This is a genomic window from Arthrobacter sp. D3-18 (genome assembly GCF_054408525.1).
This window is the reverse complement of sequence record NZ_CP096440.1, coordinates 58,813-81,563: the sequence shown is the minus strand read 5'-3', so window position 1 is coordinate 81,563 and position 22,751 is coordinate 58,813. Positions and strand designations below refer to the sequence as shown.

27 protein-coding genes and 1 tRNA gene are annotated in these 22,751 nt (G+C 61.1%); 12 read left to right on the top strand and 16 right to left on the bottom strand.

The features are described from left to right. The first annotated feature begins 19 nt into the window (after window positions 1–19). The 3 genes from M1D89_RS02380 to M1D89_RS02370 are packed head-to-tail and all read left to right on the top strand — an operon-like array spanning window position 20 to window position 3,239. Window positions 20–1,270 (top strand): CaiB/BaiF CoA transferase family protein, encoded by a 1,251-nt coding sequence (locus tag M1D89_RS02380; RefSeq protein ID WP_498647685.1) that lies wholly within the window; start codon window positions 20–22, stop codon window positions 1,268–1,270. Further along, window positions 1,267–2,247 carry a hydroxymethylglutaryl-CoA lyase-like TIM-barrel protein gene (locus tag M1D89_RS02375; protein ID WP_498647683.1) on the top strand — a complete coding sequence of 327 codons (981 nt, stop codon included), beginning with the start codon at window positions 1,267–1,269 and terminating at the stop codon, window positions 2,245–2,247. Before M1D89_RS02380 ends, M1D89_RS02375 begins: the two co-directional genes overlap by 4 nt. Window positions 2,248–2,249: 2 nt before the next feature. Then, on the top strand, window positions 2,250–3,239 hold the full coding sequence (locus M1D89_RS02370; RefSeq protein WP_498647681.1) for a 2-hydroxyacid dehydrogenase: 990 nt from the start codon (window positions 2,250–2,252) through the stop codon (window positions 3,237–3,239). A gap of 52 nt (window positions 3,240–3,291) precedes the next feature. On the opposite strand, the gene M1D89_RS02365 is transcribed toward M1D89_RS02370, so the two are convergent. Together M1D89_RS02365 and M1D89_RS02360 are read right to left on the bottom strand one after the other, a co-directional pair. Then, the gene (locus M1D89_RS02365) at window positions 3,292–3,741 is read right to left on the bottom strand and encodes an SRPBCC family protein (RefSeq protein WP_498647679.1); all 450 of its coding nucleotides are present in this window, start codon (window positions 3,739–3,741) and stop codon (window positions 3,292–3,294) included. Window positions 3,742–3,820: 79 nt separating this feature from the next. Beyond that, window positions 3,821–4,114 (bottom strand): DUF4287 domain-containing protein, encoded by a 294-nt coding sequence (locus M1D89_RS02360; protein WP_498647677.1) that lies wholly within the window; start codon window positions 4,112–4,114, stop codon window positions 3,821–3,823. Between the two features lie 435 nt (window positions 4,115–4,549). On the opposite strand from M1D89_RS02360, the gene M1D89_RS02355 reads away from it, so the two are divergent. Beyond that, a complete protein-coding gene (locus M1D89_RS02355; protein ID WP_498647675.1) occupies window positions 4,550–5,428 on the top strand; it encodes a hypothetical protein in 879 nt (292 codons plus the stop codon). Window positions 5,429–5,432: 4 nt separating this feature from the next. Here the strand turns inward: M1D89_RS02355 and M1D89_RS02350 are convergent, their stop codons facing one another. From M1D89_RS02350 to M1D89_RS02340, 3 genes are all read right to left on the bottom strand, one after another. Further along, window positions 5,433–6,332: a diacylglycerol/lipid kinase family protein gene (locus tag M1D89_RS02350; protein ID WP_402938950.1), complete on the bottom strand. Its 900-nt coding sequence runs from the start codon at window positions 6,330–6,332 to the stop codon at window positions 5,433–5,435. A gap of 160 nt (window positions 6,333–6,492) precedes the next feature. After that, window positions 6,493–6,843 (bottom strand): iron chaperone, encoded by a 351-nt coding sequence (locus M1D89_RS02345; protein WP_498647673.1) that lies wholly within the window; start codon window positions 6,841–6,843, stop codon window positions 6,493–6,495. A 25-nt stretch (window positions 6,844–6,868) separates the two neighbouring features. Next, window positions 6,869–7,660 (bottom strand): IclR family transcriptional regulator, encoded by a 792-nt coding sequence (locus M1D89_RS02340; protein WP_498647670.1) that lies wholly within the window; start codon window positions 7,658–7,660, stop codon window positions 6,869–6,871. 58 nt (window positions 7,661–7,718) lie between these two features. On the opposite strand from M1D89_RS02340, the gene M1D89_RS02335 reads away from it, so the two are divergent. Both M1D89_RS02335 and M1D89_RS02330 read left to right on the top strand, forming a co-directional pair. Next, the gene (locus tag M1D89_RS02335; RefSeq protein ID WP_498647668.1) at window positions 7,719–8,396 is read left to right on the top strand and encodes an ABC transporter ATP-binding protein; all 678 of its coding nucleotides are present in this window, start codon (window positions 7,719–7,721) and stop codon (window positions 8,394–8,396) included. Between the two features lies 1 nt (window position 8,397). Then, entirely contained in the window at window positions 8,398–9,930 is a 1,533-nt protein-coding gene (locus M1D89_RS02330) for a DUF6297 family protein (RefSeq protein WP_498647665.1), read from the top strand. A 7-nt stretch (window positions 9,931–9,937) separates the two neighbouring features. On the opposite strand, the gene M1D89_RS02325 is transcribed toward M1D89_RS02330, so the two are convergent. Then, window positions 9,938–10,789 (bottom strand): PhzF family phenazine biosynthesis protein, encoded by an 852-nt coding sequence (locus M1D89_RS02325; RefSeq protein WP_498647663.1) that lies wholly within the window; start codon window positions 10,787–10,789, stop codon window positions 9,938–9,940. A 72-nt stretch (window positions 10,790–10,861) separates the two neighbouring features. Between M1D89_RS02325 and M1D89_RS02320 the strand changes: the two genes are divergently transcribed. Then, window positions 10,862–11,284 carry a DUF1801 domain-containing protein gene (locus tag M1D89_RS02320; protein WP_498647658.1) on the top strand — a complete coding sequence of 141 codons (423 nt, stop codon included), beginning with the start codon at window positions 10,862–10,864 and terminating at the stop codon, window positions 11,282–11,284. Window positions 11,285–11,423: 139 nt separating this feature from the next. On the opposite strand, the gene rplI is transcribed toward M1D89_RS02320, so the two are convergent. The 4 genes from rplI to rpsF form a co-directional block, all read right to left on the bottom strand. Further along, window positions 11,424–11,876, bottom strand: a complete 453-nt coding sequence (gene rplI, locus M1D89_RS02315; protein ID WP_024818808.1) for a 50S ribosomal protein L9 — start codon at window positions 11,874–11,876, stop codon at window positions 11,424–11,426. Between the two features lie 18 nt (window positions 11,877–11,894). After that, window positions 11,895–12,134 carry a 30S ribosomal protein S18 gene (rpsR, locus tag M1D89_RS02310; protein ID WP_003800144.1) on the bottom strand — a complete coding sequence of 80 codons (240 nt, stop codon included), beginning with the start codon at window positions 12,132–12,134 and terminating at the stop codon, window positions 11,895–11,897. 128 nt (window positions 12,135–12,262) lie between these two features. Then, on the bottom strand, window positions 12,263–12,844 hold the full coding sequence (locus tag M1D89_RS02305) for a single-stranded DNA-binding protein (protein WP_011776754.1): 582 nt from the start codon (window positions 12,842–12,844) through the stop codon (window positions 12,263–12,265). Between the two features lie 50 nt (window positions 12,845–12,894). Beyond that, window positions 12,895–13,200: a 30S ribosomal protein S6 gene (gene rpsF, locus M1D89_RS02300; RefSeq protein ID WP_011776755.1), complete on the bottom strand. Its 306-nt coding sequence runs from the start codon at window positions 13,198–13,200 to the stop codon at window positions 12,895–12,897. A gap of 232 nt (window positions 13,201–13,432) precedes the next feature. On the opposite strand from rpsF, the gene M1D89_RS02295 reads away from it, so the two are divergent. Continuing rightward, entirely contained in the window at window positions 13,433–13,771 is a 339-nt protein-coding gene (locus M1D89_RS02295) for a YnfA family protein (protein WP_498647654.1), read from the top strand. A gap of 90 nt (window positions 13,772–13,861) precedes the next feature. Here M1D89_RS02295 and M1D89_RS02290 read toward each other — a convergent pair. Further along, window positions 13,862–13,944 (bottom strand) — tRNA-Leu (locus M1D89_RS02290). Between the two features lie 118 nt (window positions 13,945–14,062). Here M1D89_RS02290 and M1D89_RS02285 point away from each other — a divergent pair. Then, the gene (locus tag M1D89_RS02285; RefSeq protein ID WP_498647652.1) at window positions 14,063–14,209 is read left to right on the top strand and encodes a hypothetical protein; all 147 of its coding nucleotides are present in this window, start codon (window positions 14,063–14,065) and stop codon (window positions 14,207–14,209) included. Window positions 14,210–14,275: 66 nt separating this feature from the next. On the opposite strand, the gene M1D89_RS02280 is transcribed toward M1D89_RS02285, so the two are convergent. From M1D89_RS02280 to M1D89_RS02270, 3 genes are all read right to left on the bottom strand, one after another. After that, the gene (locus M1D89_RS02280; protein WP_498647650.1) at window positions 14,276–15,682 is read right to left on the bottom strand and encodes an amino acid permease; all 1,407 of its coding nucleotides are present in this window, start codon (window positions 15,680–15,682) and stop codon (window positions 14,276–14,278) included. Between the two features lie 222 nt (window positions 15,683–15,904). Continuing rightward, a complete protein-coding gene (locus M1D89_RS02275) occupies window positions 15,905–17,212 on the bottom strand; it encodes a M18 family aminopeptidase (RefSeq protein WP_498647648.1) in 1,308 nt (435 codons plus the stop codon). A 37-nt stretch (window positions 17,213–17,249) separates the two neighbouring features. Then, the gene (locus tag M1D89_RS02270) at window positions 17,250–18,131 is read right to left on the bottom strand and encodes an intradiol ring-cleavage dioxygenase (protein ID WP_498647646.1); all 882 of its coding nucleotides are present in this window, start codon (window positions 18,129–18,131) and stop codon (window positions 17,250–17,252) included. A 162-nt stretch (window positions 18,132–18,293) separates the two neighbouring features. On the opposite strand from M1D89_RS02270, the gene M1D89_RS02265 reads away from it, so the two are divergent. From M1D89_RS02265 to M1D89_RS02255, 3 genes are read left to right on the top strand one after another with little or no spacing between them, the layout of a single operon-like run. Further along, a complete protein-coding gene (locus M1D89_RS02265) occupies window positions 18,294–18,737 on the top strand; it encodes a hypothetical protein (RefSeq protein WP_498647644.1) in 444 nt (147 codons plus the stop codon). Next, window positions 18,734–19,474 (top strand): cyclase family protein, encoded by a 741-nt coding sequence (locus tag M1D89_RS02260; protein ID WP_498647642.1) that lies wholly within the window; start codon window positions 18,734–18,736, stop codon window positions 19,472–19,474. The genes M1D89_RS02265 and M1D89_RS02260 overlap by 4 nt, the downstream gene beginning before the upstream one ends. Window positions 19,475–19,526: 52 nt before the next feature. Further along, entirely contained in the window at window positions 19,527–20,306 is a 780-nt protein-coding gene (locus M1D89_RS02255) for an IclR family transcriptional regulator (RefSeq protein WP_498647640.1), read from the top strand. On the opposite strand, the gene M1D89_RS02250 is transcribed toward M1D89_RS02255, so the two are convergent. Both M1D89_RS02250 and M1D89_RS02245 read right to left on the bottom strand, forming a co-directional pair. Further along, the gene (locus M1D89_RS02250) at window positions 20,297–21,073 is read right to left on the bottom strand and encodes an IclR family transcriptional regulator (protein ID WP_498647639.1); all 777 of its coding nucleotides are present in this window, start codon (window positions 21,071–21,073) and stop codon (window positions 20,297–20,299) included. The two genes, M1D89_RS02255 and M1D89_RS02250, sit on opposite strands and share 10 nt — an antisense overlap. 136 nt (window positions 21,074–21,209) lie before the next feature. Further along, entirely contained in the window at window positions 21,210–22,652 is a 1,443-nt protein-coding gene (locus M1D89_RS02245) for an amino acid permease (RefSeq protein ID WP_498647637.1), read from the bottom strand. Window positions 22,653–22,751: the final 99 nt, after the last annotated feature.

Genomic DNA, 22,751 nt, shown 5'->3' with positions numbered 1-22,751 from the left:
CCACGCACGAAAGAAGACCATGACACACCAAACAATCGCCCCTCTGGACGGCGTCCGGGTCTTGGAACTCGGTAACTACATCGCCGCGCCAACGGCCGGCAGGCTGCTGGCCGACTTCGGAGCTGAGGTCATCAAAGTGGAGCGGCCCGGCACCGGCGACGAACTGCGTAACTGGCGCCTGCATAAGGGCAACACGTCCATGCTCTACCGAACGCTGAACCGCAACAAAAAGTCCGTGGTTCTGGATCTCCGCACAGAGGCAGGCAAGCAGGCAGTGCTGGAACTAGTGGCCAAGTGCGACATCCTGCTGGAGAACTTCCGCCCCGGCACCCTGGAGAAGTGGGGCTTGGGCCCAGAGGTCCTCAATGAAGCCAATCCGGACCTGATTGTCACCCGCATCTCTGCTTTCGGACAGACCGGGCCGCTGTCCGAGCGGCCAGGCTTCGCCGCCGTCGCCGAAGCCTACGGCGGATTCCGCAACCTGGTGGGCGACCCGGACCGAGCGCCGGTCCGGGTTGGTGTCTCCATCGGGGATTCCATCGCGGGCCTGTATGCCGCCTTCGGCTCCATGATGAGCCTCTACCAACGTGAAGCACGACGCCGGGACTCGGCTGGCGCTGTTCCGCTCACCGAGCGCATCATCGACGTCGCGCTGAACGAGGCCATGTTCTCGATGATGGAATCGTTGATTCCGGACTATCAGGCCTACGGTGTGGACCGGCAGCGAGTTGGTGGCCGCATGGAGGGCATCGCTCCCTCCAACGCGTATGTGTGCAAGGACGGTGCGAGCATCGTGGTAGCCGGCAACGGTGACTCGATCTACCAGCGATACATGCAGACAATCGGCCGCCCCGACCTCGCAGAGGACCCTTCCTTGCAAACGAATGCCGGGCGCTGGGCAAAGCGCGAAGAACTGGATCAGGCAATCGGCGAGTGGGCAGCGACGCTTTCAGGAGCTGAAGCCCTGACAGCGCTTGAAGCCGCCGGTGTCCCCGCCGGCCCCATTTATACCGCGGCCGATATCAGCACGGACAGCCAGTACGCCGCCCGAAACATGATCCAAAAGTTCGATGTATCCACAGGTGAGGAAATCCTCCCCGGCGTTGGTTTCCCGGGCATTGTTCCGGTGATCGGGGACCAGTCCCTGCCCATTCGGAACCTGGGCCCGGACCTGGGCGAAAACACGCAAGAAATTCTTGGCGGGCTCCTGAACATGGACGCCGCACAGATCAATGCGGCTTCCGGCCGCGAGGAGGCCCTCCGACCATGAACCGCTTTGAAAGCCCCCTTGCCTCAACGCTGGGCAACGTCATCCTGAGGGACGTCACGCTGCGCGATGGGCTCCAGCTCACCGGTAAACTCCTGCCGACAGAGCAGAAGATCGAGACCGTGCGGGAACTGCTGCGACTGGGAGTGCCCGCGATCGAGCTGGGTTCCATGGCCCGCGCAGACCTGGTCCCCACCATGGCCAACACACTGGAAGTGGTCAAGGCCCTCACCCCTGAGGAACTGGAAAAGTGCTGGATCTGGGTAGCTACACCGGGCCACGTTGCCAAGGCTTCCGCTGCCGGAGCGAGGAACTTCCAGTACTGCTTGTCAGCCTCGGATTCGCACAACAAGGCGAACATCGGGCGGACCACGGACGAGAGTCTGGCCGCTTTGCCCGAGGCCGTCGAGTACACCCGTGCAGTGAACGGCCGAATCCAGCTGTGCATTGCCACCTCCTTCACGTGCCCGTTTGAGGGTTACGTTCCGGAGGAGCGCATCCTCGCCATCGCCAACGATGCCCGCGCTGCAGGCACCACGGACATCGTCATCTGCGACACCCTGGGGCAAGCCGTACCAGCGCAGGTAGCACGGCTCATCACCCGAGTGCGGGAGGAGTCGCCTGCGCGGCGGATCGTGTACCACGGCCACGACACCTGGGGTTTGGGTGTAGCGAACACACTCGCCGCCATACAAGCCGGAGCTGCCATGGTGGACGGCGCCCTCGGCGGTCTGGGCGGCTGCCCGTTCGCACCCGGCGCCAGCGGCAACACCTCCAGCGAAGACATTCTCTTTGCAACCCGCCCTGGGTGGCTCACTCCGGACGCGTTCGGCGAGCTGGTGGTGCTTTCGGAAAAGCTGCTGGCCGAACTGGGCGAACCGAACCGCTCCAAGGCAGCCCAGGGAGCCCGCTCCAAGGCTGAGGCCTTTAACTGGGTCATGCCTGGCGCTAAAAAGACTTCCTCCGCCGGAGGCAACTGACCATGGGGCACCATTTTCTGGTCACCACGGCCATCCCGGAATGTGGGCTGCAACTGCTGTCCGACGCCGGTCAGGTCACCGTCCTGCCCGAGCCGCCTGACTACGCAACACTCTCGGCATTGTGCGCCACAGGCGATTACGACGTCGTGCTGACGCAACTGCGTGATGTCATCGACGAGCCCCTCCTGGCGAACGCCCGGGTGAAGGGTGTCTCCAACTATGCGGTGGGCTACAACAACATCGATGTGGAGGCCGCCACCCGGCACGGCATCCTAGTGGGCAACACACCCGGCGTTCTGACAGATGCCACCGCGGACATCGCCATGCTGCTGATCCTGGGCACCGCACGCCGCGTGGTGGAAGCGGACCGAGTAGTTCGTGAGGGAAAGTTCCTCGGGTGGGAGCCTGAGTTCATGTTGGGCCGGGATGTCTCCGGCGCCGTCCTCGGGCTCGCTGGTTTCGGCAGGATCGCCCGCGCCGTTGCTCGACGTGCCCTGGGATTCGGCATGGAAGTTCTGTTCTCACCGCGTCCTCCGGGTGACCGTGCGGTCAGCGATGAGGAATTGGGTGAGTTCGCGGGCAAGGTCCGGCAAGTACCGTGGGCATCACTCGTGGAACGCAGCGATTTCCTGTCCCTGCACGTTCCGCTCAACGAGCAAACCAGGCATCTTGTGGACGCGCCTGTTATGCAACGGATGAAGTCCGAGGCCATCCTCATCAACACGGCCCGGGGACCGGTGGTGAACGAAGCCGCGCTGGTGGAAGCGCTCCGCAACGGCGTGATCGCGGGCGCTGGCCTGGATGTCTTTGAGGATGAGCCACAACTCGCGCCGGGCCTCACCGAGCTCCCCAATACGGTCCTTCTGCCCCACGTGGGTAGCGCAACCGTCCCCGTGCGCGCCGAGATGGCCAGACTCAGCGCCCTCAACGCCATCGCCATCGCCGAAGGCCGCCTACCACTCCACCCCGTCAGCGCGCTCGTACGGGCATGAGCATCCTGGTGACCCCGGACAGTTTCAAGGGGCAGGGTAATCGCGTCTGCCTTTAGTTCTTCCGGCCAGCCCCGCCCGCGGCCATGAGTTCCAGACGCCTGAGGGTCTCGCGGTTTCGTACGGAAATCAGTGGATCCCGCACGGCCTTGGGCACCACTTTTCCCGGCCCACGCACGGCATCCTCGGCTATGGAGACGCGGCATTGAGCGCCTCCGAGGTCCTCAAGGATGATCAGCACTTTTGCCTCGCCCAAGGGCCACCCCCTTGCGAGCAGCTCCAACTTTTGGCCAGGTTCCATGCTTGTCACCCGGGTACTGTCATCTATCAGGAAAGGCCAAGAGCCAACGGAATGGTGCAACTTTGCGCCCACGTGCGGCCACTGCTCGTCCACGGCGCGGATTCTTGAGGCACCCACAACCCAGCCGGAATAGAGCCAGCCGTCTTCAATGACCTTCCAGATGTCAGCGGCAGGGGATTTGAACAGCTGCGTCACGGTAGACATGGTGTTCCTCTCTGCGTGCACATCAAGAAATGGCTGAACACTAAGCTAAGCATGCTTAGTGTTGGCTTGCCAGCATGTTTCAGGGAGTTGGCTTGCTGGCCTTGCCATCCAGCCAGAGCATGTCCGAATCGTCGCGGTGGGTCCCGTCGGATGCCACGTGCTTGCTGTCGATCCTTGGCCCCTTTTTGATGACGTGCACCAGTGCCATTCCGTGGCCACGGCCAAGATCGTAATCAGCTTTGAGCCATTCAAGGATGGTTCCGGCCTTAACCGACGGGTCTTTGAATCCCTTGGTTTCCGCAATTTCGACTAGTTGCAGCGGGGTGAGCCCTGTTTTATCTTCAATAGCGTCGAGGTAAGCCTGGAATGACATCAGTGTCGCCTTTCGCTTATTAACTTCATGGGCGGAATTCGAAGATACGCGTGAGCCACATCCTACTGGCACCGCCCCTCGGGCATGGGGGGCTTTGATGCCCGGCTCGCTAAGATAGGACCCAATAAGGCATCAGCGTCACAGAGAAGGGTGACCGATGGACCAGAGCATTGCATTGCTGGCGTGCCTAGGCTGTTTGCTCCTGGTCATGGTGACCGTTTTCATCTTGAACATGATCTGGCATCGGCGGACGCGGCCGCCACGGCACCAGGGAGTGGCAAAATCCCAGCGCGGCCGGATCTATAAGAACCCGCCACCCACGAATCACAGCGAAGATCAGTTCAGTGGCTGGCCCTGATCCGAACAATTACATGTTTATCCTGCAGTGTCCTGCTTAGGTACCGTGCAACTTAGCGGCGCCCCTACACTGATGGCATGATGAGCCGGCGGTGGCATTCTTTCGCTGTGGGTCTGGTCGCTGTCACGCTGCCGCTCGTGGCCGGATGTGACCCGGGCGTTTCAGCCTCAGGGCCCACCAGCGGAAGTTCCGGACCCGTCACCGTGGAGATCAATCAATCGCGGGATCAATACGGGAAGCAAGCCATCCAAATACAGCTCACCAACACCACAGACACGCCCCTGACCGTCACCGAAGCCCGCTTGCGATCCATGCTGTTTGAAGGTGACATTTCCTGGGCATCTTCAGCGGGCAGCCTTGAGTTGCCACCCCATCAGCCCAAGAGCCTTCCTGCTGCATTGCCCGCAGCCGCCTGCGACACATCAGAGGACGCGCCACCTGAACTCAATGCCACGATCAACTACTCAACGCCTGGCAGGGACCCTGTGGAGGCGAGGACGAGCGCAAGTGATCCCTTCGGTGTCCTGCCCAGGAACGCCGACGAGCTATGCATTGCAGCGGAAGCAGCCGCCGTCGCAACAATCGTCTTGGATCCGGTACTTGAGGTGGCCGCCGACGGCCGCACCGCCGTCGTACGCCTTGTTATCTCGCCAGCCACGCCGGGAACTGACGCACAAAGCCTCACTATTGAATCGATCGATGAAACCACCTTATTGGCCCAATCCCCCGCTGCCCCCTGGCCCAGCAATGTCTCCCTAGGCGCGGCCAAGCAAGAGCTGCTACTGACCATCCGGCCCGCCCGTTGTGATCCGCATGCTGTTGCTGAGGACAAGGTGGGTACGCTCTTGCCGCTGAGGGTGGCCATTGGCGACAGGAAGGGCGTGCTGAAGATTGCAGCGCCGAATGACTTGCGCGGCCGGATCTACGACTTCGTCACGGCGGCCTGCGCAGGCTAAGGGCCTAACCGAGGGTAGCCAAGGCCCGTGGAGCGCACTCCACTTTGACCTTGACGTTTGCCTCCACGGACTTCACTTCGCCGTCCATTTGGTATGGCAGCGGCTTGAGCGTGGTGAATTCGTAGCTACTCACACTCGGCTGATCGCCCAGGCCTTGCGTGGTGGCCTTCAGTGCAGTCAGGAGAGTGCGCCATTTAGGCATGTGCGGGAAGACGATCACTTCGAATTTCCCATCCGAGGGGTGGTCCTCTGCTTCGCTCAATGTGGCGTACTTTGCCATTTCATTGATGTTGGCGAAGACGAGACTGTCGAACTTCCGGCGTTTTCCGTCAGCTAAGCGGATCCCAAAGGGCTCAAACTTGGAGAAGGTCTGGATCACCGTCACCATTTCCTTGAGAGCGCCTTTGCTTCCCTTTTCGAGTTCAGTGGCAACCACCGGGGTGAGGCCGAATCCGATATAAGAGTGGGCGTATTCAAGAGGCTCATTCTCTTTTTGGCCTGTGTGAATCCGGAGAAGGTCAATGTTGTGGACATGCCCCTCTGCGATGGCCTCTTCCAAAGGTTTAGTCGCGATGATCCGGCTATGGTCGTTCGCATTTCCGGCGGCCCTGACCGCGCAGACGGCCCTCGGGTTCCCGGCCTGCATCACACCGTTGACCACCTCGTTGTAGCCACCGTCGCCACTCACCGAGACCACCAGGACGTCACCGCCCTTCGATGCTGCTTCCCGGGCCAGGTCCACGGCATGCCCGGCGTGCTCGGTGGGTTGGAGTGTTATTTCGGGCTGATAGGTCAGCAGCTCCTTCAGCCTGTCGTGCAGTTGCTGCGCCAGCTCAGGCGCATCCCCAGTGCTGTTGGGATTGAAGATGATGACAATCGACTCAAAGGTCCGTGCAGAATCCATACGTGCTCCTCCTAGTTGCGCCCGCTTAACTTCTACCCAATGCGCTGGGCGTCAATCAGGTGCCGGGTGGAGTGAGCGATGAAGGGGCGGCCAGCTCTCATTTGTTTGTCCAGCTCCTTGAGTTTGTCACGATAGCCCTCAACGGAGAAGTCGGGGGCTCTTATCTCTTCTCTGCCGCCAGCTGGGCAGCAACTTTGGCTATCAAATCCAAGGGAATTTCTTTGGCCAGCGGAAATTTCAATGTCCCTCTGCCGGACAGGTACGGGGCCATCTCCGTGGCCAGGCCTTCATCACCACGAGGGACCGGATAGATCGAAACGTGGTGCGCCCAGGCCGCGAAGTACACCACGTAGTGCCCGCCAATGGTGATGGTGGGAATGCCGTAACTGATCATCTCCCCGGCATCCGGCACGGCAGCGTGCATGGTCCGGCGGATTTCCTGAAGAATCTGCTGAGTGGCGTCAGGTTGGGCGGAGATGTACGCGTCCACCGTTGAGGGTTTCTCAGTCATCGTCATTCTCCCTGGGGTTGAGGATTCAGCTCTCGCCGGGGAACCGGCCGCCGATGAGCCTGGTCATGTGCTCGGCTGTAGCGAGAAGGGGTTCCACCCAGGCCTCGCAGGTCTCCAGTGGCATTCGAAGAGTCGGTCCGCTGATGGTCACGGCTCCCACCAAACCCGCAGCAGAGTCGAAAACGGGCGCAGAAAGGCCTGATGCCCCGTCTTCCCTCTCGCCCACAGTGATCGCAAACCCGTCCGCATGGGTCTTTTTTACAGCGGCTTCCAGTTCCTCAGAGCTAGTGATGGTGTAGTCCGTGATGGACTCCAAGGGATCCCGCAGGACAGCGTCCATCAGTTCGGGAGACCATGCGAGCAGAACCCTGCCTGCAGAACCTGCATGAAGCGGGACAATCTTGCCCAAGTGCATTTCGCGCCGCAACGCGTGATGGGTATCGGCCATGGCGACACAAACCCGATAGTGCTGCTCGGCCTTGAAAAAGCATGCAGTCTCGCCGGTGGCGTCCCGCAGGGTCTTGAGCAGCGGACTCAGGATGTCCACAACCTCCATCCCCCGGGTTGCAGGCGCTGCCCAGTAGGCCATCCGCATTCCGATGCGGTAAGCGTCGCCCTCGCGGTCAAGAAAGCCTTGAGATGTCAGATTCGTGACCAGTCGCTGCACCGTGGACGTGGGCATGCCGGTGAATTCGCGGATATCGGCCAACTGAAGTACCGGCTTTGACAAGGAAAAGGCATCCAGGATGGACGTGATCTTGCCCAGGACAAGCAAAGGGTTGCCGTTGGCCTTCGCGGAAGCATCAGATGCGGACATAAGACTCACGCTAAACGCTGCAGCGGGGTCGCGCCAATCCCGCCGGTAGGGTTGCACCATGGGGACAGTTTTGGAGGCCGAAGGCCTGCTGGTTGGCTATGCCGGGGCTCCGGTTTGCGGCGAAGTTTCTGCGTCGGTGGACGCGGGTGAGGTCTTGGGAATCGTCGGCGTCAACGGCGCAGGAAAGTCCACGGTAGCCCGAACCATTGCGGGGCGGCAGGCCTCCCTGGCTGGAGACGTGAAGGTCCACGGCCTCCTCATCGATCCGGACGCCGTGCCGTTCCGCCGGCAAGTCTCCGCCGTTTTCGACGATGACCTCTTCTTCCCCTCCCTTACCGTCCGCGAGCACTTGCTCCTCATCGCGCGGGGGCACTCCTTGGATGACCCCGAAGCGCGTGTTGAGGAAGAACTGGAGTTCTTCGGGCTGCTGGGTAGGGGCCACGCCATCCCCGATGCGTTGTCTTCCGGCCAGCGTCGCAGGTTGCTGCTTGCCGCTGGACTCATCCGCCCATCGTCGCTGCTGATCCTGGACGAGCCGGAACAGCGGCTTGACCCCCGGATGCGGGTAGCCGTTGGGGAGCGGATCGCAGACCATGCCAGGGACGGCGGCGCAGTAGTGCTGGTCACCCACGATCCACAAATGCTGCTCGCCACCGCCTCCACGTGTTTGGTCATTGACGAGGAAGTACGGGAGTTCAAACCGGAGCAGGGGGCCTCGATCATTGCCGGGTCCTGACATGCTCGCCCCTGAACGCTCCTCGCAGAATCGGGAGCTGGCCTCTGAGATTGTCCGGTTCACCCGCCGCTCCGCCAGACGCTACAAACGCAGCCGGACATCGTGGGGGGACCTTTTTGTCGATGCTTACAGCTGGGGACTCGGAATTGGTGTTTCGCTGACTATTGCTGCCTCGTTCGTCTTTGCGTTGCGCAACGAGATCGCAGACCGGTCATCAACAACCAACAGCATCATCCGGTCACAATGGCTCGTCCTGCCGGAGTCACTGCTGTGGGTATCCGTTACTTTCGCTGCCCTCGTCGTGATCAGCAACCTTGCGCGGAAGCTTGGACCAATGACTGTCAATGGAGCAGAGAGCACGTGGTGGCTGACGCTTCCGGTTGACCGCCGCCCCATGGTCCTGCCACCCTTCGTTCGCAAAGTCGCGCTTACGGCAGCTGGCTCGGCCGTCATTTACCTGCCTTTCAGCATGGTGACTGCTGTTAGCCGCGCGCCGCTCGAGCACATTCTTGCCTCACTCGCCTTCGGCGCCGCCGGCGCTATTGCGGTGGTGCTGGCGGCCGCACAGCAACTCGCTTTACTGGGCCCCCGGCTTGGCAAGGCGACGACGGCGACCGTACTTCTTGCGTGCTCTGTCCTTCCTGCGTGGTCATCCTCGCCATGGCCGACAACGCTGGTGGCCGTCGCCGCCGTCGGACTCTTTGCCTTTGTTGTGCCGCGCACCGGTCAGGTGCGGGGTGACGAGCTGGTCCGCGGCGGCGCCGTCGCAGGTCACGCGAGTGCATCGTTGTTCATGATGGACTCCAACGAGGTGCTGCGTTCGCTTAGTGGCACCCGCAAGACGGTCGACGGCGGCCGGGCAGCCCAGTTCTACGCCCGCCCTGTGCAGGGGCCATTTCGCGCACTGATTCGCGCTGATGTGGTCGCTTTCCTGAGGCTCAATCCCCCGGTGGTGCCGCCGGTTCTTTGGCTCACCGCCTGCATTGCCATATTGCTTGTGGAAGGCGGGCTGCCCGCGTTCGCGCAGTTGGCGGTCATCGTGATCTCCGGCTGTGCCACGGCCTCCGAGATGGGGGTGGTGGCCCGCAAGACGGCCCTGGTTCCTGAGCTCGACGCGCTGCTGCCGCTGCATCCTGCACTGGTGAGGACCAGTCGTGCGCTCATGCCGTGCTTGGCGATGGCTCTGTGGATGGCCGTGCTGAGTGGGCTATTGGTTGTCCTGGGGGCGGCGAATCCCTGGTTGATAGGAGTAGGTGCCCTCACCGGCGTGGGCATGGGTGCGGGGACTCTCCGCGCGGCAACCAGGACCCCGCCGGACTGGACCGCGCCGCCGGTGGAAACCCCGTTCGGCCCGGTCCCGCGTGCTCAGCTGGGCTCACTGATGCGCGGGCTGGACGTGACCATCCTGGCCATGGTTCCACTGCTGTTGGTGTTGTACCTGGGCAGCGTGCCAATGTCCATTGTGATTATCCAAGCGGTCTTCAGCGCCTGCATTTTCCTGGTGGTGGTGCTGTCGCGGGCAAAGCGCATCTGATGGGGCGCTAAAGGAGCACCGTACCTTCGATGCAGGTGGCCGACGCTCCACCAACCCAAATCTCTCCGTCATCAGCTTTGATGTGAACCCTGCCAGCCCTGCCTAGGGCAGTACCTTGAGCGGCTACATACTCATCAGGGGCGCGGCCGCTGCCAATCAGCCACTGAGCTGCACCGGCATTGAAACTGCCCGTCACCGGGTCCTCCACCATGGCGTCGCCCGGAATGAAGGTGCGGACTTCAAAGTCGACGCCGGCACCCGGCTCGTGTGGGCCAATCACCCCGACCTTGAGGTCACCCATGGCGACGAGGTCCGGTTCGATGGCCAGGACTTGTTCCGCTGAACCGAGAAGAACGCCGATCCATGTGGGCCCGTTGACCAACCACGATACATCCAGCAGGGCATCCTCGGGCAGCTGCAGGCCGGCCGCGAGCTGCGCCCGAACCTCGTTATCCACCGGGCCGAAGCGGGTCAACGGTGGCGCAGCGAAAGCCAATCGACCGGCGTCGTGCTTTACCCTCACCAAACCCGCCCCGCATTCCTGGACCAGAACGCCGTCAGTCTTGGGCACTCCCCCTGCCTGCAACCACGTATGAGCTGAACCGAGCGTGGGGTGACCGGCGAACGGGAACTCCTCACTGCCGGTAAAAATCCGCACCTTGTAGTCTGCTCGGGGGTCAGTGGGCGGGAGTAGGAACGTGGTCTCGGAGAGGTTGGTCCAGTGAGCGAAGTGCTGCATCGTCTCATTGCTGAGGCCTTCCGCATCCACGACGACGGCGAGTGGGTTGCCGAGATACGGCACCTCGGAGAAGACGTCCACTTGGTGGAACGGGCGGATGCGCAGGGCTTCTGAAGTCACCGCTGAAGGCTATCATCGGGTGCTGACCGGATTTTGCTGACGCACCCGTCCCACGTCTGCGAAACTACCCCTATGGCAGAGAACAAGACCCAGCCCACGGACGTCTCCGTGGAAGAATTCCTGGCCGCGGTGGAGCACGCACAGCGACGCGAGGACGGTTTCGAGTTGCTGGAAATGATGCGCGACATCACCGGCCAGGAACCCGTCATGTGGGGCCCGTCGATCATTGGATTCGGCAGCTATCACTACAAATACGAAACCGGGCGCGAAGGTGACTCAGCCGCCGTCGGCTTTTCACCGCGCAAGGGCAATCTGGCACTGTACGGGCTCACCTACGGACCCGATGCCGATCGCCTGCTTCCTGATCTCGGCAAGCACAAGACCGGTGCCGCCTGCCTCTACGTTAACAAGCTGGACGACGTGGACCGGAACACTCTGGCCGAGATGATCCGCACCGGTTACAAGCACGTCATGGAAGAGCTCCACACCCCGTAAATCCCTCGCCGAGATGGCACTTAACCCCCATGTTGCGCGCAAAGATGGGGGTTAAGTGCCATCTCGGCGTGGGGTCCGGGCAACAAAAGACCCCCGCCACCGGAATCCGGTAGCGGGGGTCTTCAGATGCAGTCAGAGACTACTTGCTGGCTACGACCTCGAGGTCGATGACAGCAGAAACATCCTCGTGCAGGCGAACGTTAGCCGTGTACGAACCGACAGACTTGATGTGGTTCGGCAGTTCAACGTTGCGCTTGTCGATGGCGCCGAGGCCAGCGGCCTCAACAGCAGCAGCGACATCAGCAGGCTTGACGGTACCGAAGAGACGACCGGACTCGCCGGCCTTCACCTCGAGCTTGACCTTCTTGGAGGACAGAGCCTGAGCCTGTGCCTGTGCAGCTTCAACAGAAGCGTGCGCACGAGCGGCACGAGCAGCCTTGATGGACTCAACCTGCTTCTCGCCACCCTTGCTCCAGGTCAGAGCGAAGCCGCGGGGCAGCAGGAAGTTACGTGCGTAACCGTCCTTCACCTCGACGACATCGCCAGCAGCACCGAGACCGGTTACTTCGTGGGTCAGAATGAGCTTTGCCATGTTAGTTAATCCCTTCCCTTAGCCGCGGCCAGCGCCGGAGTAAGGCAGCAGAGCAACTTCGCGGGCGTTCTTGATTGCCTGGGCGATCTTGCGCTGTTCCTGAACGGTAACGCCAGTGACGCGACGAGCGCGGATCTTTCCGCGGTCGGAGATGAACTTGCGCAGCAATGCTACGTCCTTGTAGTCGATGACAGTGATGTCAGCGGCCTTCAAGGGGTTGGACTTTGGTTTGGGCTTACGGAGTTCAGCCTTAGCCATCGTGGAGCTCCTTTTCTATGGAGCCCGTGGATATTGATCCACGGGATGGTGGTGTTCGACGGCGGTTATCGCCATGGCGCCCTTCGGCACTTCCGGCGAGCGTCCGGCGTCGGACGTTTATTTGGTGTTTAGAAGGGAGGTTCGGAATCCGGGCCGTTGCCCCAGCCGCCAGCGTTGCTGACACCGGGCGTAGCCCAAGGGTCATCCTGCTGTTGTGCGGGCTGGTTGCCGCCCCAGGTTCCACCGGAGTTGCCGCCGCCCTGGTTTCCACCAGGAGCGCCACCTCCGAAGCCACCGGAATTACCGGCGTTACCGCCACCGAAGCCACCCTGGCCACCGCCGGAGCGCTGGGTACGGTTGACCTTGGCGTTTGCGTAACGCAGGCTCGGGCCGATTTCATCGACCTCAAGCTCGATTACAGTGCGCTTCTCGCCTTCTTTTGTTTCGTAAGAACGGCTCTTCAAACGGCCGGAAACGATGACGCGCATGCCCTTGGTGAGGGACTCTGCTACGTTCTCGGCTGCTTCGCGCCATACCGATGCGCGGAGGAACAGGGTTTCCCCGTCCTTCCACTCATTGGACTGGCGGTCAAAGGTCCGGGGAGTAGAAGCGATGGTGAAGTTCGCTACTGCTGAGCCAGACGGGGTGAACCGCAGCTCGGGGTCATTGGTGAGATTACCGATGACCGTAATAGTGGTTTCGCCTGCCATCTACTGCCTCCTTGTTCGTTCCTTCGGGGTAAAGATCTGGAAGGGGCTGATTACTCAGCAACGACCTTCTGGTCTTCAGGGCGGATGATCTTGGTGCGCATGATCGTCTCGTTGAGAGACAGCTGGCGATCAAGTTCCTTGGCGGTAGCCGGTGCTGCGGTGAAGTTCACCACGGCGTAGATACCTTCGGACTTCTTCTTGATGTCGTACGCCAGACGGCGACGGCCCCAGATGTCTACCTTTTCGATGGTTCCACCATCGGTGGTGATGACATTGAGGAACTTCTGAAGCGACGACTCTACGGTACGCTCTTCGACCTCGGGGTCGATGATTACCATCAATTCGTAAGGACGCATATGTGAACCCACCTCCTTTGGGCTAAGCGGTTACGGTATTTCCGTAACAGGAGGTTCATTTGCGATGCTGCGTTGGCGCTCCCCGACCGAAAACACGGCAAGAGGGCGTAACACAGACTTCAATATCTTAGTGCATCTCCTGCACTCAAAGCTATTCGGCGGGATGGTCGGCCGGAACCGGTCAGGTTACGTATGTGGATAACTTGGCGGCACAGCACGGAATACTGGGGTAATGACCGTCCTGAAGTCCATCATTCTGTTCGTTTTGGCCGCCGTCGCAGAGATCGGCGGGGCCTGGCTGATCTGGCAGTCTGTGCGCGAAGGCAAAGCCTGGTGGTGGGCAGGACTCGGCATAGCGGCCCTTGGCATCTACGGCTTTTTCGCGGCCTTCCAACCGGACGCACACTTTGGCCGGGTCCTGGCGGCCTACGGCGGCGTGTTCATCGCAGGCTCGCTCGCATGGGGCATGCTCATGGATGGCTTCAGGCCGGACCGCTGGGACGTTATCGGCGCCGCAATCTGTCTGGTTGGGGTTGGCGTCATCATGTTTGCGCCGAGACCGGGCGCCTGAAGTGGGACGGCTTAAGCGGGGCACCTAAGGCCCGGAACAAGGCCCAGGAACCTCAAAACCCCCGGAAGATAACTTCCGGGGGTTTCTTTGTGCGCGGAGGGGGACTTGAACCCCCACCCCCTTTCGAGGACTAGCACCTCAAGCTAGCGCGTCTGCCATTCCGCCACCCGCGCAAGGTGATCAGGAGAACATGTTTCGTTATTCTCCTTGACAGCGTCAAAAACCCTAACACGAAGTACGGCAATCCGTGGATTCCTGTTGCCCGGGGAGCCTCCCATTAGGGTTGGGGCCATGGATGCCACACCCCTGAACGCCCTGGTCCTGACAGTTGTGTTCTCAGCGATCGCCCTCTATTTCCTGTACTTCGTGATCCGCGCTGGCGTACGCGACGGCATTCTGCAGGCCGACAAAAAACGCAACGAGCAAGCCGAACTATAAAGCGAAACAGGACAGCCGCCGTCGAGCATTGACGGCGGCTGTCCCGCTGCGAAAAGGCGACGCCGGTCAGGAACCGATCCTGGCGCGTTCGGCTTCCCCGCCAAGCACCGGAGTGGCGGGGGTGTTGCCTTTATTGCGGTAGCGAAGCACGCCGATGCCCACCACAATCGCGGCCAAGGCCAGCGACAGGAACAGCGATTCGCGGGTGGATTCGATGATGACCATACCGATGATGAGTGCCACGATGGCGCCGATCGCAATCCAGGTGAGGTACGGGAAGAACCACATCTTGAGGTCGAGATCCTTGGCGGCCGCGCCCATTCGCTTGCGCAGGATGAGCTGCGAGGTCGCGATGACCAGCCAGACAAACAACGCGATGGCACCCGAGGTGTTCACGAGGAACAGGAACACTGAGTCCGGGGCAATGTAATTCGCGCCGACGGTGAGGAATCCCACCACGGTGGAAGCGAGCACTGCCGCGGCAGGCACGCCACGCTTGGAGATCTTCATCCAGGACTTGGGAGCGTCACCGCGCTGCGAGAGCGAGAACAGCATACGGCTGGCGGTGTACAGGCCCGAGTTCAGGCAGGAGAGCACCGAGGTGAGGACAACAATGTCCATGATGGTGCCGGCGCCCGGGATTCCGTAGAGCTCGATGACTGCAACGTACGGGCTCTTGGCGACGGAGGCGTCATTCCAAGGCAGCAAAGTCACCACGATGGCAATGGAGCCGATGTAGAAGATCAGGATGCGCCACACAGTAGACTTCACGGCCTTCTTTACGGCGTCCACCGGGTTCTCGGATTCGCCAGCAGCAATGGTTGCGATCTCCGCGCCGAAGAACGAGAACACCACCACGAGGATGCCCGCGAGGACCGCGCCCGGACCGTTGGGCATGAAGCCACCCTGCTCCAGCAGGTTGGCGACGCCGGGTGCCGGGACGCCCGGCATGAAACCGAGAATGGCCACGATTCCCGCGAGCAGGAAGATGACGATTGCCGCTACTTTGATGGACGCGAACCAGAATTCGAACTCGCCGTAGGACTTCACTGAGCCGAGGTTGGTCAGCGTGAGGAGCACCATGAGGATGAGTGCCCAGACCCATTGGTCAACGCCCGGCACCCAGCGATGCATGATGGCCGCACCGGCCGTTGCTTCGATGCCGAGCACAATGATCCAGAACCAGGCGTAAAGCCAACCGATGCTGAATCCGGCCCAACGGCCTAACGCTTTGTCAGCATAGGTGGAGAACGACCCGGTCTCAGGGTTGGCCGCAGCCATCTCACCAAGCATGCGCATGACGAGGATGACCACGAGGCCGGCCGCAAGGTAAGCCACAAGGATGCCCGGGCCCGCCTGCTGGATGGCAGCCCCGGAGCCAACGAAGAGGCCTGCTCCAATGACGCCGGCGATAGCGATCATGGACAAGTGTCGGGGCTTGAGGGACTTTGAAAGCTGTTGGTCAGCGTGCATGGATCGGCGCCGTCCTTTAGGTATTGAGGTTGGCCGCAGTGGTGTGCCACGGGCCACATGACTAAATCACGCTAACCTGCTACGCCAGCACTCATCCTGTGCAACTGAACAAATTGCGCGCGGCAAAAAGAGATGCGAGCACAAAATGTAAACCGTGGGGAATCTAAAGTTTCCTATAGAAAACTTTTGTAATGCCCCTGAAATGACTGCTTGAGGCTTCCGCTAGGCCACTGCGCGGAAGAACACCTCAGCTACAGTCCCCAGGCTCTTTGCATCCTCCACTCCACACAGCTCGCGCGCAGAGTGCATGGACAAGAGCGGGATACCCACATCCACCGTTCGGATGCCGAGGCGGGTAGCAGTCAGGGGCCCGATGGTGGAACCACAGGGGAGGTCGTTGTTGGAAACGTACTCTTGATACGGAACGCCGGACTCATCGCAGAGCCGGGCCCACAAAGCCGCGCCTGCAGCATCCGTGGCGTAGCGCTGGTTGGCGTTGATCTTGAGCAGCGGACCCCCGTTCAGCACCGGCCTGTTGGCGGGATCGTGCTTCTCCGCGTAGTTCGGGTGGACAGCGTGGCCGGCGTCCGCGGAAACACAGAACGACGCCGCGATAGCCTGCCGCCTTTGGCTCACCGACGCGCCCAGATCGTCGGAGATGCGCACCAGGACGTCCTCGAGGATAGGTCCGCAGGCACCGGAGCGCGAGTTGGAGCCGATCTCCTCATGATCGAACGCCGCGAGGACAGCGATCGGACCCGTCGTCGGTGCAGAGGACGCGTGCGCTACCAACGCCACCAGGCCTGCGTGTGTGGATGAAAGGTTGTCCAAGCGGCCGGAAGCAAAGAACTCACCCTTGGCCCCGAAAACTGCCGGCGCCTGCGTGTCCGCCACGACGACGTCGTAACCACCGATGTCCGCAGCATCAATGGTGATGCCTTCTACACGAGAGGCGAGCAGCCCCAAAAGGTCCTCACCGGCGGGGTTGCCCTGGCCGAAGATTGGGTTCATATGCTGTTGCTTGGATAAATGGAGCCCATTGTCGTTGACGCCGCGATCCAAGTGAATGGCAAGCTGCGGGAAGCGAAGGAGCGGACCCGTTGCGGTCAGGTGCTGAGTGCCGTCACGCAGCACCAATCGGCCGGCCAGTTGCAATTCACGGTCCAGCCAGGAGTTGAGCAAGGGTCCGCCGTAGACCTCGACCCCCGCTTGTAGCCAGCCGAATTTACCGGTGGTTGGCTTCGGCTTGAGTTTGAACGACGGCGAATCTGTGTGTGCACCCAGGATATTGAAACCAGTGGTTGGGCCTGCGTTCTCGGGGGTCACCCACGCAATGAGCGCACCGTCCCGGATGATGTAGAACTTGCCTGCTCCCCCGTCCCAGGGCTGCAGTTCATCCAACGCGGTGAAGCCTGCCGCGTCCAGCCGCCGAGCAGCCTCATGCACCGCGTGGAAGCTCGACGGAGACGCGGATACGTACTCGCCCAGGTCCTTGATGTGGTCAACTGCGGCGGTTGCATTCGAAGGCATGCCCCCGAGTCTAGCCCCGCTTGGGTAGCAGAACGGCCTAAACGGTGACGTTCAGCGCGGCCGTATAACCGCCCGCGACTGAACCGGACACAGTCGCCAGCTGGTATATGCCTCCGTCGTCCCCAAAGACGTTGTCCGAGGTCAGGGTAGTCTTCGGGAAGTTTCGGGCGCTGGACTCGTAACCGGAACTTGCGTAGACCTCCTTGCACGCCGTCTCAGTGAGGGCGATTTGCGAGACCGCGAGCACTTGCCCGGCAGCTGTGGTGTTGCCCAAGGACTCAAATACCTCGAAGTGAATATGAGGCCAGCGTCCGTTGTAAGCACCGGGGTAAATGGTGCTGAACGTGAGTTGACCGTTGGCGTCGGCTTCCTGGACGCCGCGAAGGTAGTTCTCATTCTCAAGGCCTGAATCGTAAAGCGAGTACTTGCCATCCTTGTCGCAGTGCCAGGCATACACAGCCGCGCCGGCCAAAGGAGCGCAACCGTTGGCGTTGTCCAGGAGCGTCAAGGTAACCGTCAACGGCACGCCCTCGGCCTTGGTGGTGGACCCTCCAAAGCTGGACCTGATGTCGCGGCGGACCACTCCGGACGCCTCCAGCGCGTTGGGGCCGTTGGAACCGTCACCCGGGTAGGGCCCCAGAGTCTCTTCCGGAATCTCCACTCCGCATTCTGCGAAGGCGCGGGTCACCGTGCTCGTCGCGGATGGTGACGCGGCCGCCGTCGTGCCTTCCGTTGCCGCTGCGGTAGTGGTGGCCGGGCTCGACGGCGATGCACTGCCGCCTCCCGTACCAGGCGTACAGGCCGCAAGGGCTGCTGCCGTCCCGGCACCCAAAAGAACCCCCAAACTTCGACGCCGGCTCAAGAGCGTGGAGAGATCGAATTCAAGGCCACGATCGTGGTTCGGGTGAGGAGTGTTCATGCATCCATGAAACGCGCCGCGCCTACGGGTTGTACATGGGGTAACTCGGCCCCGTCTGTGAAGAATAGCGAGTTTGTGCAATATAAACATTTCTATATGCTTGTAATGACCGTCACATCATGGCACGATAACTCGAAGACACACCGACGGAAGGGTCCCCACATGAACATCGAACTCAAAGCGGTGCGTAAGCTTCGCATCCACTGGCCCATTGCAGCGGAGACGATGACGCAACTGGCAGGCGGCGACCTCCGAGCACTGAACACGGATGTGGGCATCACCTCCCTGCTGGATGAACTTCAGGACACACCGGAACTGGGCGGCTTCGGTAACTATCACCACGTCTTCGAGTCTTCCGCGGGCTTCGAAGGCTTCACCGTGGCCGAAGGTGCCAACCCCACGCTGGGCACCGTAGGCCAGCGAACAATCTCACCCACGTTCGTGTTCACCACCTACTTTGACGACTCCCTGGATCAGTCCGCTGTCCAAGCCCTCGTTCAACGAATAGTCGACATCCACCCGTGGGAAGTTCCCGTCATCGAAGTCTCGGGACCACTCAGTGTCTCCAGCAGCGCCGCTCAGGTCGAAACGAGGCTGGCATCATGACCTCCCCCCTATGGCAGGACTTGGCGCCAGTTCTCCTCAACAGAACTTTCACGGACCTGACCCATGCCTTTCATCCCGGCCAGCCCCACTTTCCGGCATTCCCGGACGAGGCGAGGGAAACACTCTTCGACCTGGAGAAGGGGGATGGTTTCACTGCCCACAGGTATTCGATTGTGGGTCAGTGGGGCACCCACGTGGATCCGCCGTCGCATTTTGTCCGCGGCGGACGGACACTCGATCAGCTTCCCGTCGAGGACATGGTCTTGCCGTTGGTTGTCCTGGATATTCGCAACCGGGTCCACGCCGATCCGGATGCCACACCCAGCGTGGACGATATCCTGCAGTGGGAAGCGCGAAACGGCACCATCCTGGCAGGTTCATTCGTGGCCCTGCGCACTGGATGGAGTCGCCGCTGGCCGGACACCGTAGCCATGGCGAACGTCGACGACGCCGGAATAAGCCATACTCCCGGGTGGTCCCGGGAAGCGCTGGAGTACCTCATCGAAAAGCGGCGGATCACCGCCGTCGGCCATGAACAAACTGACACCGACCCTGGCATGGCCACCTCCCGCCAGGATTTCAGCTTGGAAACATACGTCCTTGCACAGGACAAATGGCAGATCGAACTAATGGCCAACCTGGAACATGTTCCTGAGGCTGGAGCCGCCCTGATCGCGTCGTGGGCAAAGCCGCTCGAGGGAAGTGGCTTCCCGGCCAGGGTCTTCTCCATTCACTAAGCCTGTCCGTCTCCTTACACGGATGCCTTTGCCGGGTGGCTAGAATCGATCCATGTCAAAGACCTCCAGCATGGGCCGTGGAATGATGGCCCTTCTTGCAGTGGGGGCACGTCATGCCGAGGGATTCGACGGCGGCACGGTGGCTGACATCGCAGCCCGCTTGGGCAAGGACCGTAGTCAAGTGTCGCGGAGCCTCAAGGGTGCACAGCTGGAAGGCTTCCTCAGGCGTACCGGGCAGCGTGAATATAGCTTGGACTGGTCCATCCTGACGGACGCTCAATTGGTGACGGAGCAACGGCTGAAGACTGACGGCCTCACTGCCTTGGAAGGCCTGGCTTCCGAAACCAATGAGGCCTGTTTCCTGGGCGTGCTCAGCGGAAACAGCACGGTTACCATCGGCGAGCAAGTTCCGGAAAGTGCCAATCTTGTGGGTTCATGGCTTGGGCGCCCCTACCCTGCCTACTGTAGCGACGCCGGCCAAGCGCTCCTTTGGGATGCCGACGACGCTGAGATAGGAAAGATCTTTGATGACGTGGAGTTCGTCAAACACGCACCCAATACGCCGGAGTCCGTCGACGACTTCCTGAAGCGGCTCAACAAAGCGCGCACCCGCGGCTACTCAATAGTTGATGAGGAAGCCGAGCCCGAACTCTATTCCCTGGCAGCCCCGATCAGGGACTTCAAGGGGGACGTCTCAGCGGCGCTGCAGATCGTTGGGCCCAAATCACGCATCGAACCCCAACGGGAGGCATTCGCCATAGCACTCGGCTCATGGCGTGAGTGGCTTGAGGTCCAGGTGGGCGGGCGCGGGTCGTCCCTCATTCAGCCTTGAACAGCGAGCTCTCCCCCTGCCCCCAGCCGCTTCGAAGCAGACTGAAGAACCGCAGCAATCTCCGGGGCGGCCGTATCAAGGTTTGACCGGCTTCCCAGAACGCTGAGGGCCGCCACAATTCGGCCTCCGGTTTCGCGGACAGGGACAGCCAACTCCGATACTCCGTGCTCAAACTCTTCGGTGGCCAGCACAAAACCCTGGGGTCGATCGCGTTCCATCAGTCCGGCGACCTCCGCTGCAGAATGCGCTGCAGCCGGCCCGCCGACGCCAATGAAATTGACCTCGGTAAGCAGGGACTCCAACTCAGTGACTGAGTGGTCCCATAGCAATGCCCGCCCCGAGCCCGTGCACCACACCGGAGTGACCATGCCGGGTTTGGCGAACCCACCCAGCACCGAATTATTTGTGGACGAACGCAGCAAGAGAACCCTGACGCCGTCGCGCACCGAGAGCCGGGACCTCAAATCAAAAGCAGATACCAGCTCCTCCAGCTCAGCACGTGACTGAAGAACCCACCCGGTATTAAGGGCGGCAGCGAGACTTAAGAACCGAGGTCCTGTCCGAAAGGGACCGCGGTCTACGCGTTCGAGCAGTCCCAGATCACACAGCTCCTGAGCCAACCGGGACACCCGGCTTTGCTCCATGTCCAGCTCCGCCGCCAGCTGCGACACTCCCAAGAGTTGGCGGCCCTGCTTCTCGCGGTCCGTTACCAAGCGAACAAGACGAAGGCCCTGCGCCAATGACGACGCTTCGGGTGACACATCCACGAAACCGCTCCTTCCACCAAGCGTTCACGCAATTCTCACACGCGGGTGTTAGCGCATGGTCATTGCGGCTCGCTAGCAAAGCAGGCTTCGCGGCCGGATAAGTCGCCCGGCCGCGAAGCTTGGTGAAGGGGTCAGATCAAGCAGGCCGCTTTACCCTGGACTTCCGGCCGTACCGGAAGTGGAAGAACAGGTAGCAGGCGGCCACGAAGGGAACACCGAAGTACAGGGCGGCAATCTGGGACGGGTCAAAAGCGATGCCCACCAGGGACACCAGGCAGAGCGTGAAGGCCAGGATGGGCACCAAGGGAAAAAGAGGGGCTTTGTAAGCCAGATCCTCCACTCGCCCACCATTACGGACAAAAGCCCTGCGGTGGAAGAAATGGGATGCCGTAATGGACATCCATACTCCCACCACGGCAAAGCCTGCGATGGAAACGAGCGCAAGGTAGACGGTCTCCGGTGCAGCCACACTGCTGACCAGTGATGCCAGCCCACCCACCATGCTGACGGAAAGGGCAATGAGGGGTATCCCACGCCGGGTCAGGCGCTTGAGCGCTCTGGGAGCATGCCCTTCATCTGCCAGTGAGTAGAGCATGCGTGCGCAGGAGAACAGGCCGCTGTTCCCGGCGGACAAAAGCGCGGTAATGATCACAAAGTTCATGATGTCCGCTGCGAAGGGGATACCGACGGAGGAAAAGACCGTGACGAAAGGGCTCTCGTCCAGGCCCACCTGGTCGAAGGGCACAGTGGCCGCGATGACTGCAATGGCACCCACAAAGAAGATCAGGAGTCGGATGACTGTGCTGCGCATGGCTTTGGGGATGTTCTTGGCCGGATCCTTGGTTTCCCCGGCCGCTACGCCAATGAGTTCCGAGCCGGAAAAGGCATAGAAGACAGCCAGCGCAGTAACCAGAACTCCGGTAAAGCCGTTGGGGAATAGACCATCCGAGGTGTTGAAGTTTTCCAAGAGGAACGGGTGGTTGTTGGACTCCGACAATGGGTGGAAGCCGAACAGGGCAGCCCCGCCGAAGACGATCAGGGCAATGATGGCCCCCACCTTGACGATTGAGAACCAGAATTCGGATTCCCCAAAGAACTTGGAGGAAAAGGCGTTGAAGCCGAACAGCATGGCGGCGAAGACGAGGCACCACACCCAGACCTCAATGTCCGGGAACCACCGCTGCATGAGCAATCCCGAGGCTGTGAACTCAGATCCGATTGCCACGGCCCAGCAGAGCCAGTAAAGCCAAGCGGTGGCGAAGCCTGTTGCCGGACCGATGGAACGGGAAGCGTAGATGTGAAAGGCGCCGGAGACCGGGTACGCAATGGCCAACTCTCCGAGGCAGGCCATCACCAGGTAGACCACGAAGGCTCCCACCAGATAGGCAATGACGGCGCCGAGGGGTCCTGCTTGGGAGATGGTGTAACCGGAGCTCAGGAACAGGCCTGAACCAATGACGCCTCCCATTGCAATCATGATCAAGTGCCGTGGTCCCATTGAGCGGCGCAGGCCGGTTTCCACCGGCGCCGGAAGGGCGTCGGATGGATCGTCCAATTTCAGGGGTGTAGAAGATTCCATGTCTTGTCTCCGTTAAGTGACAGATGCGAACGGCGCGCCGAGACTTTCGGTATTGGGGGCGGAAGCGGCGCTTGTAGTGACGAAGGTAACACAGAACGA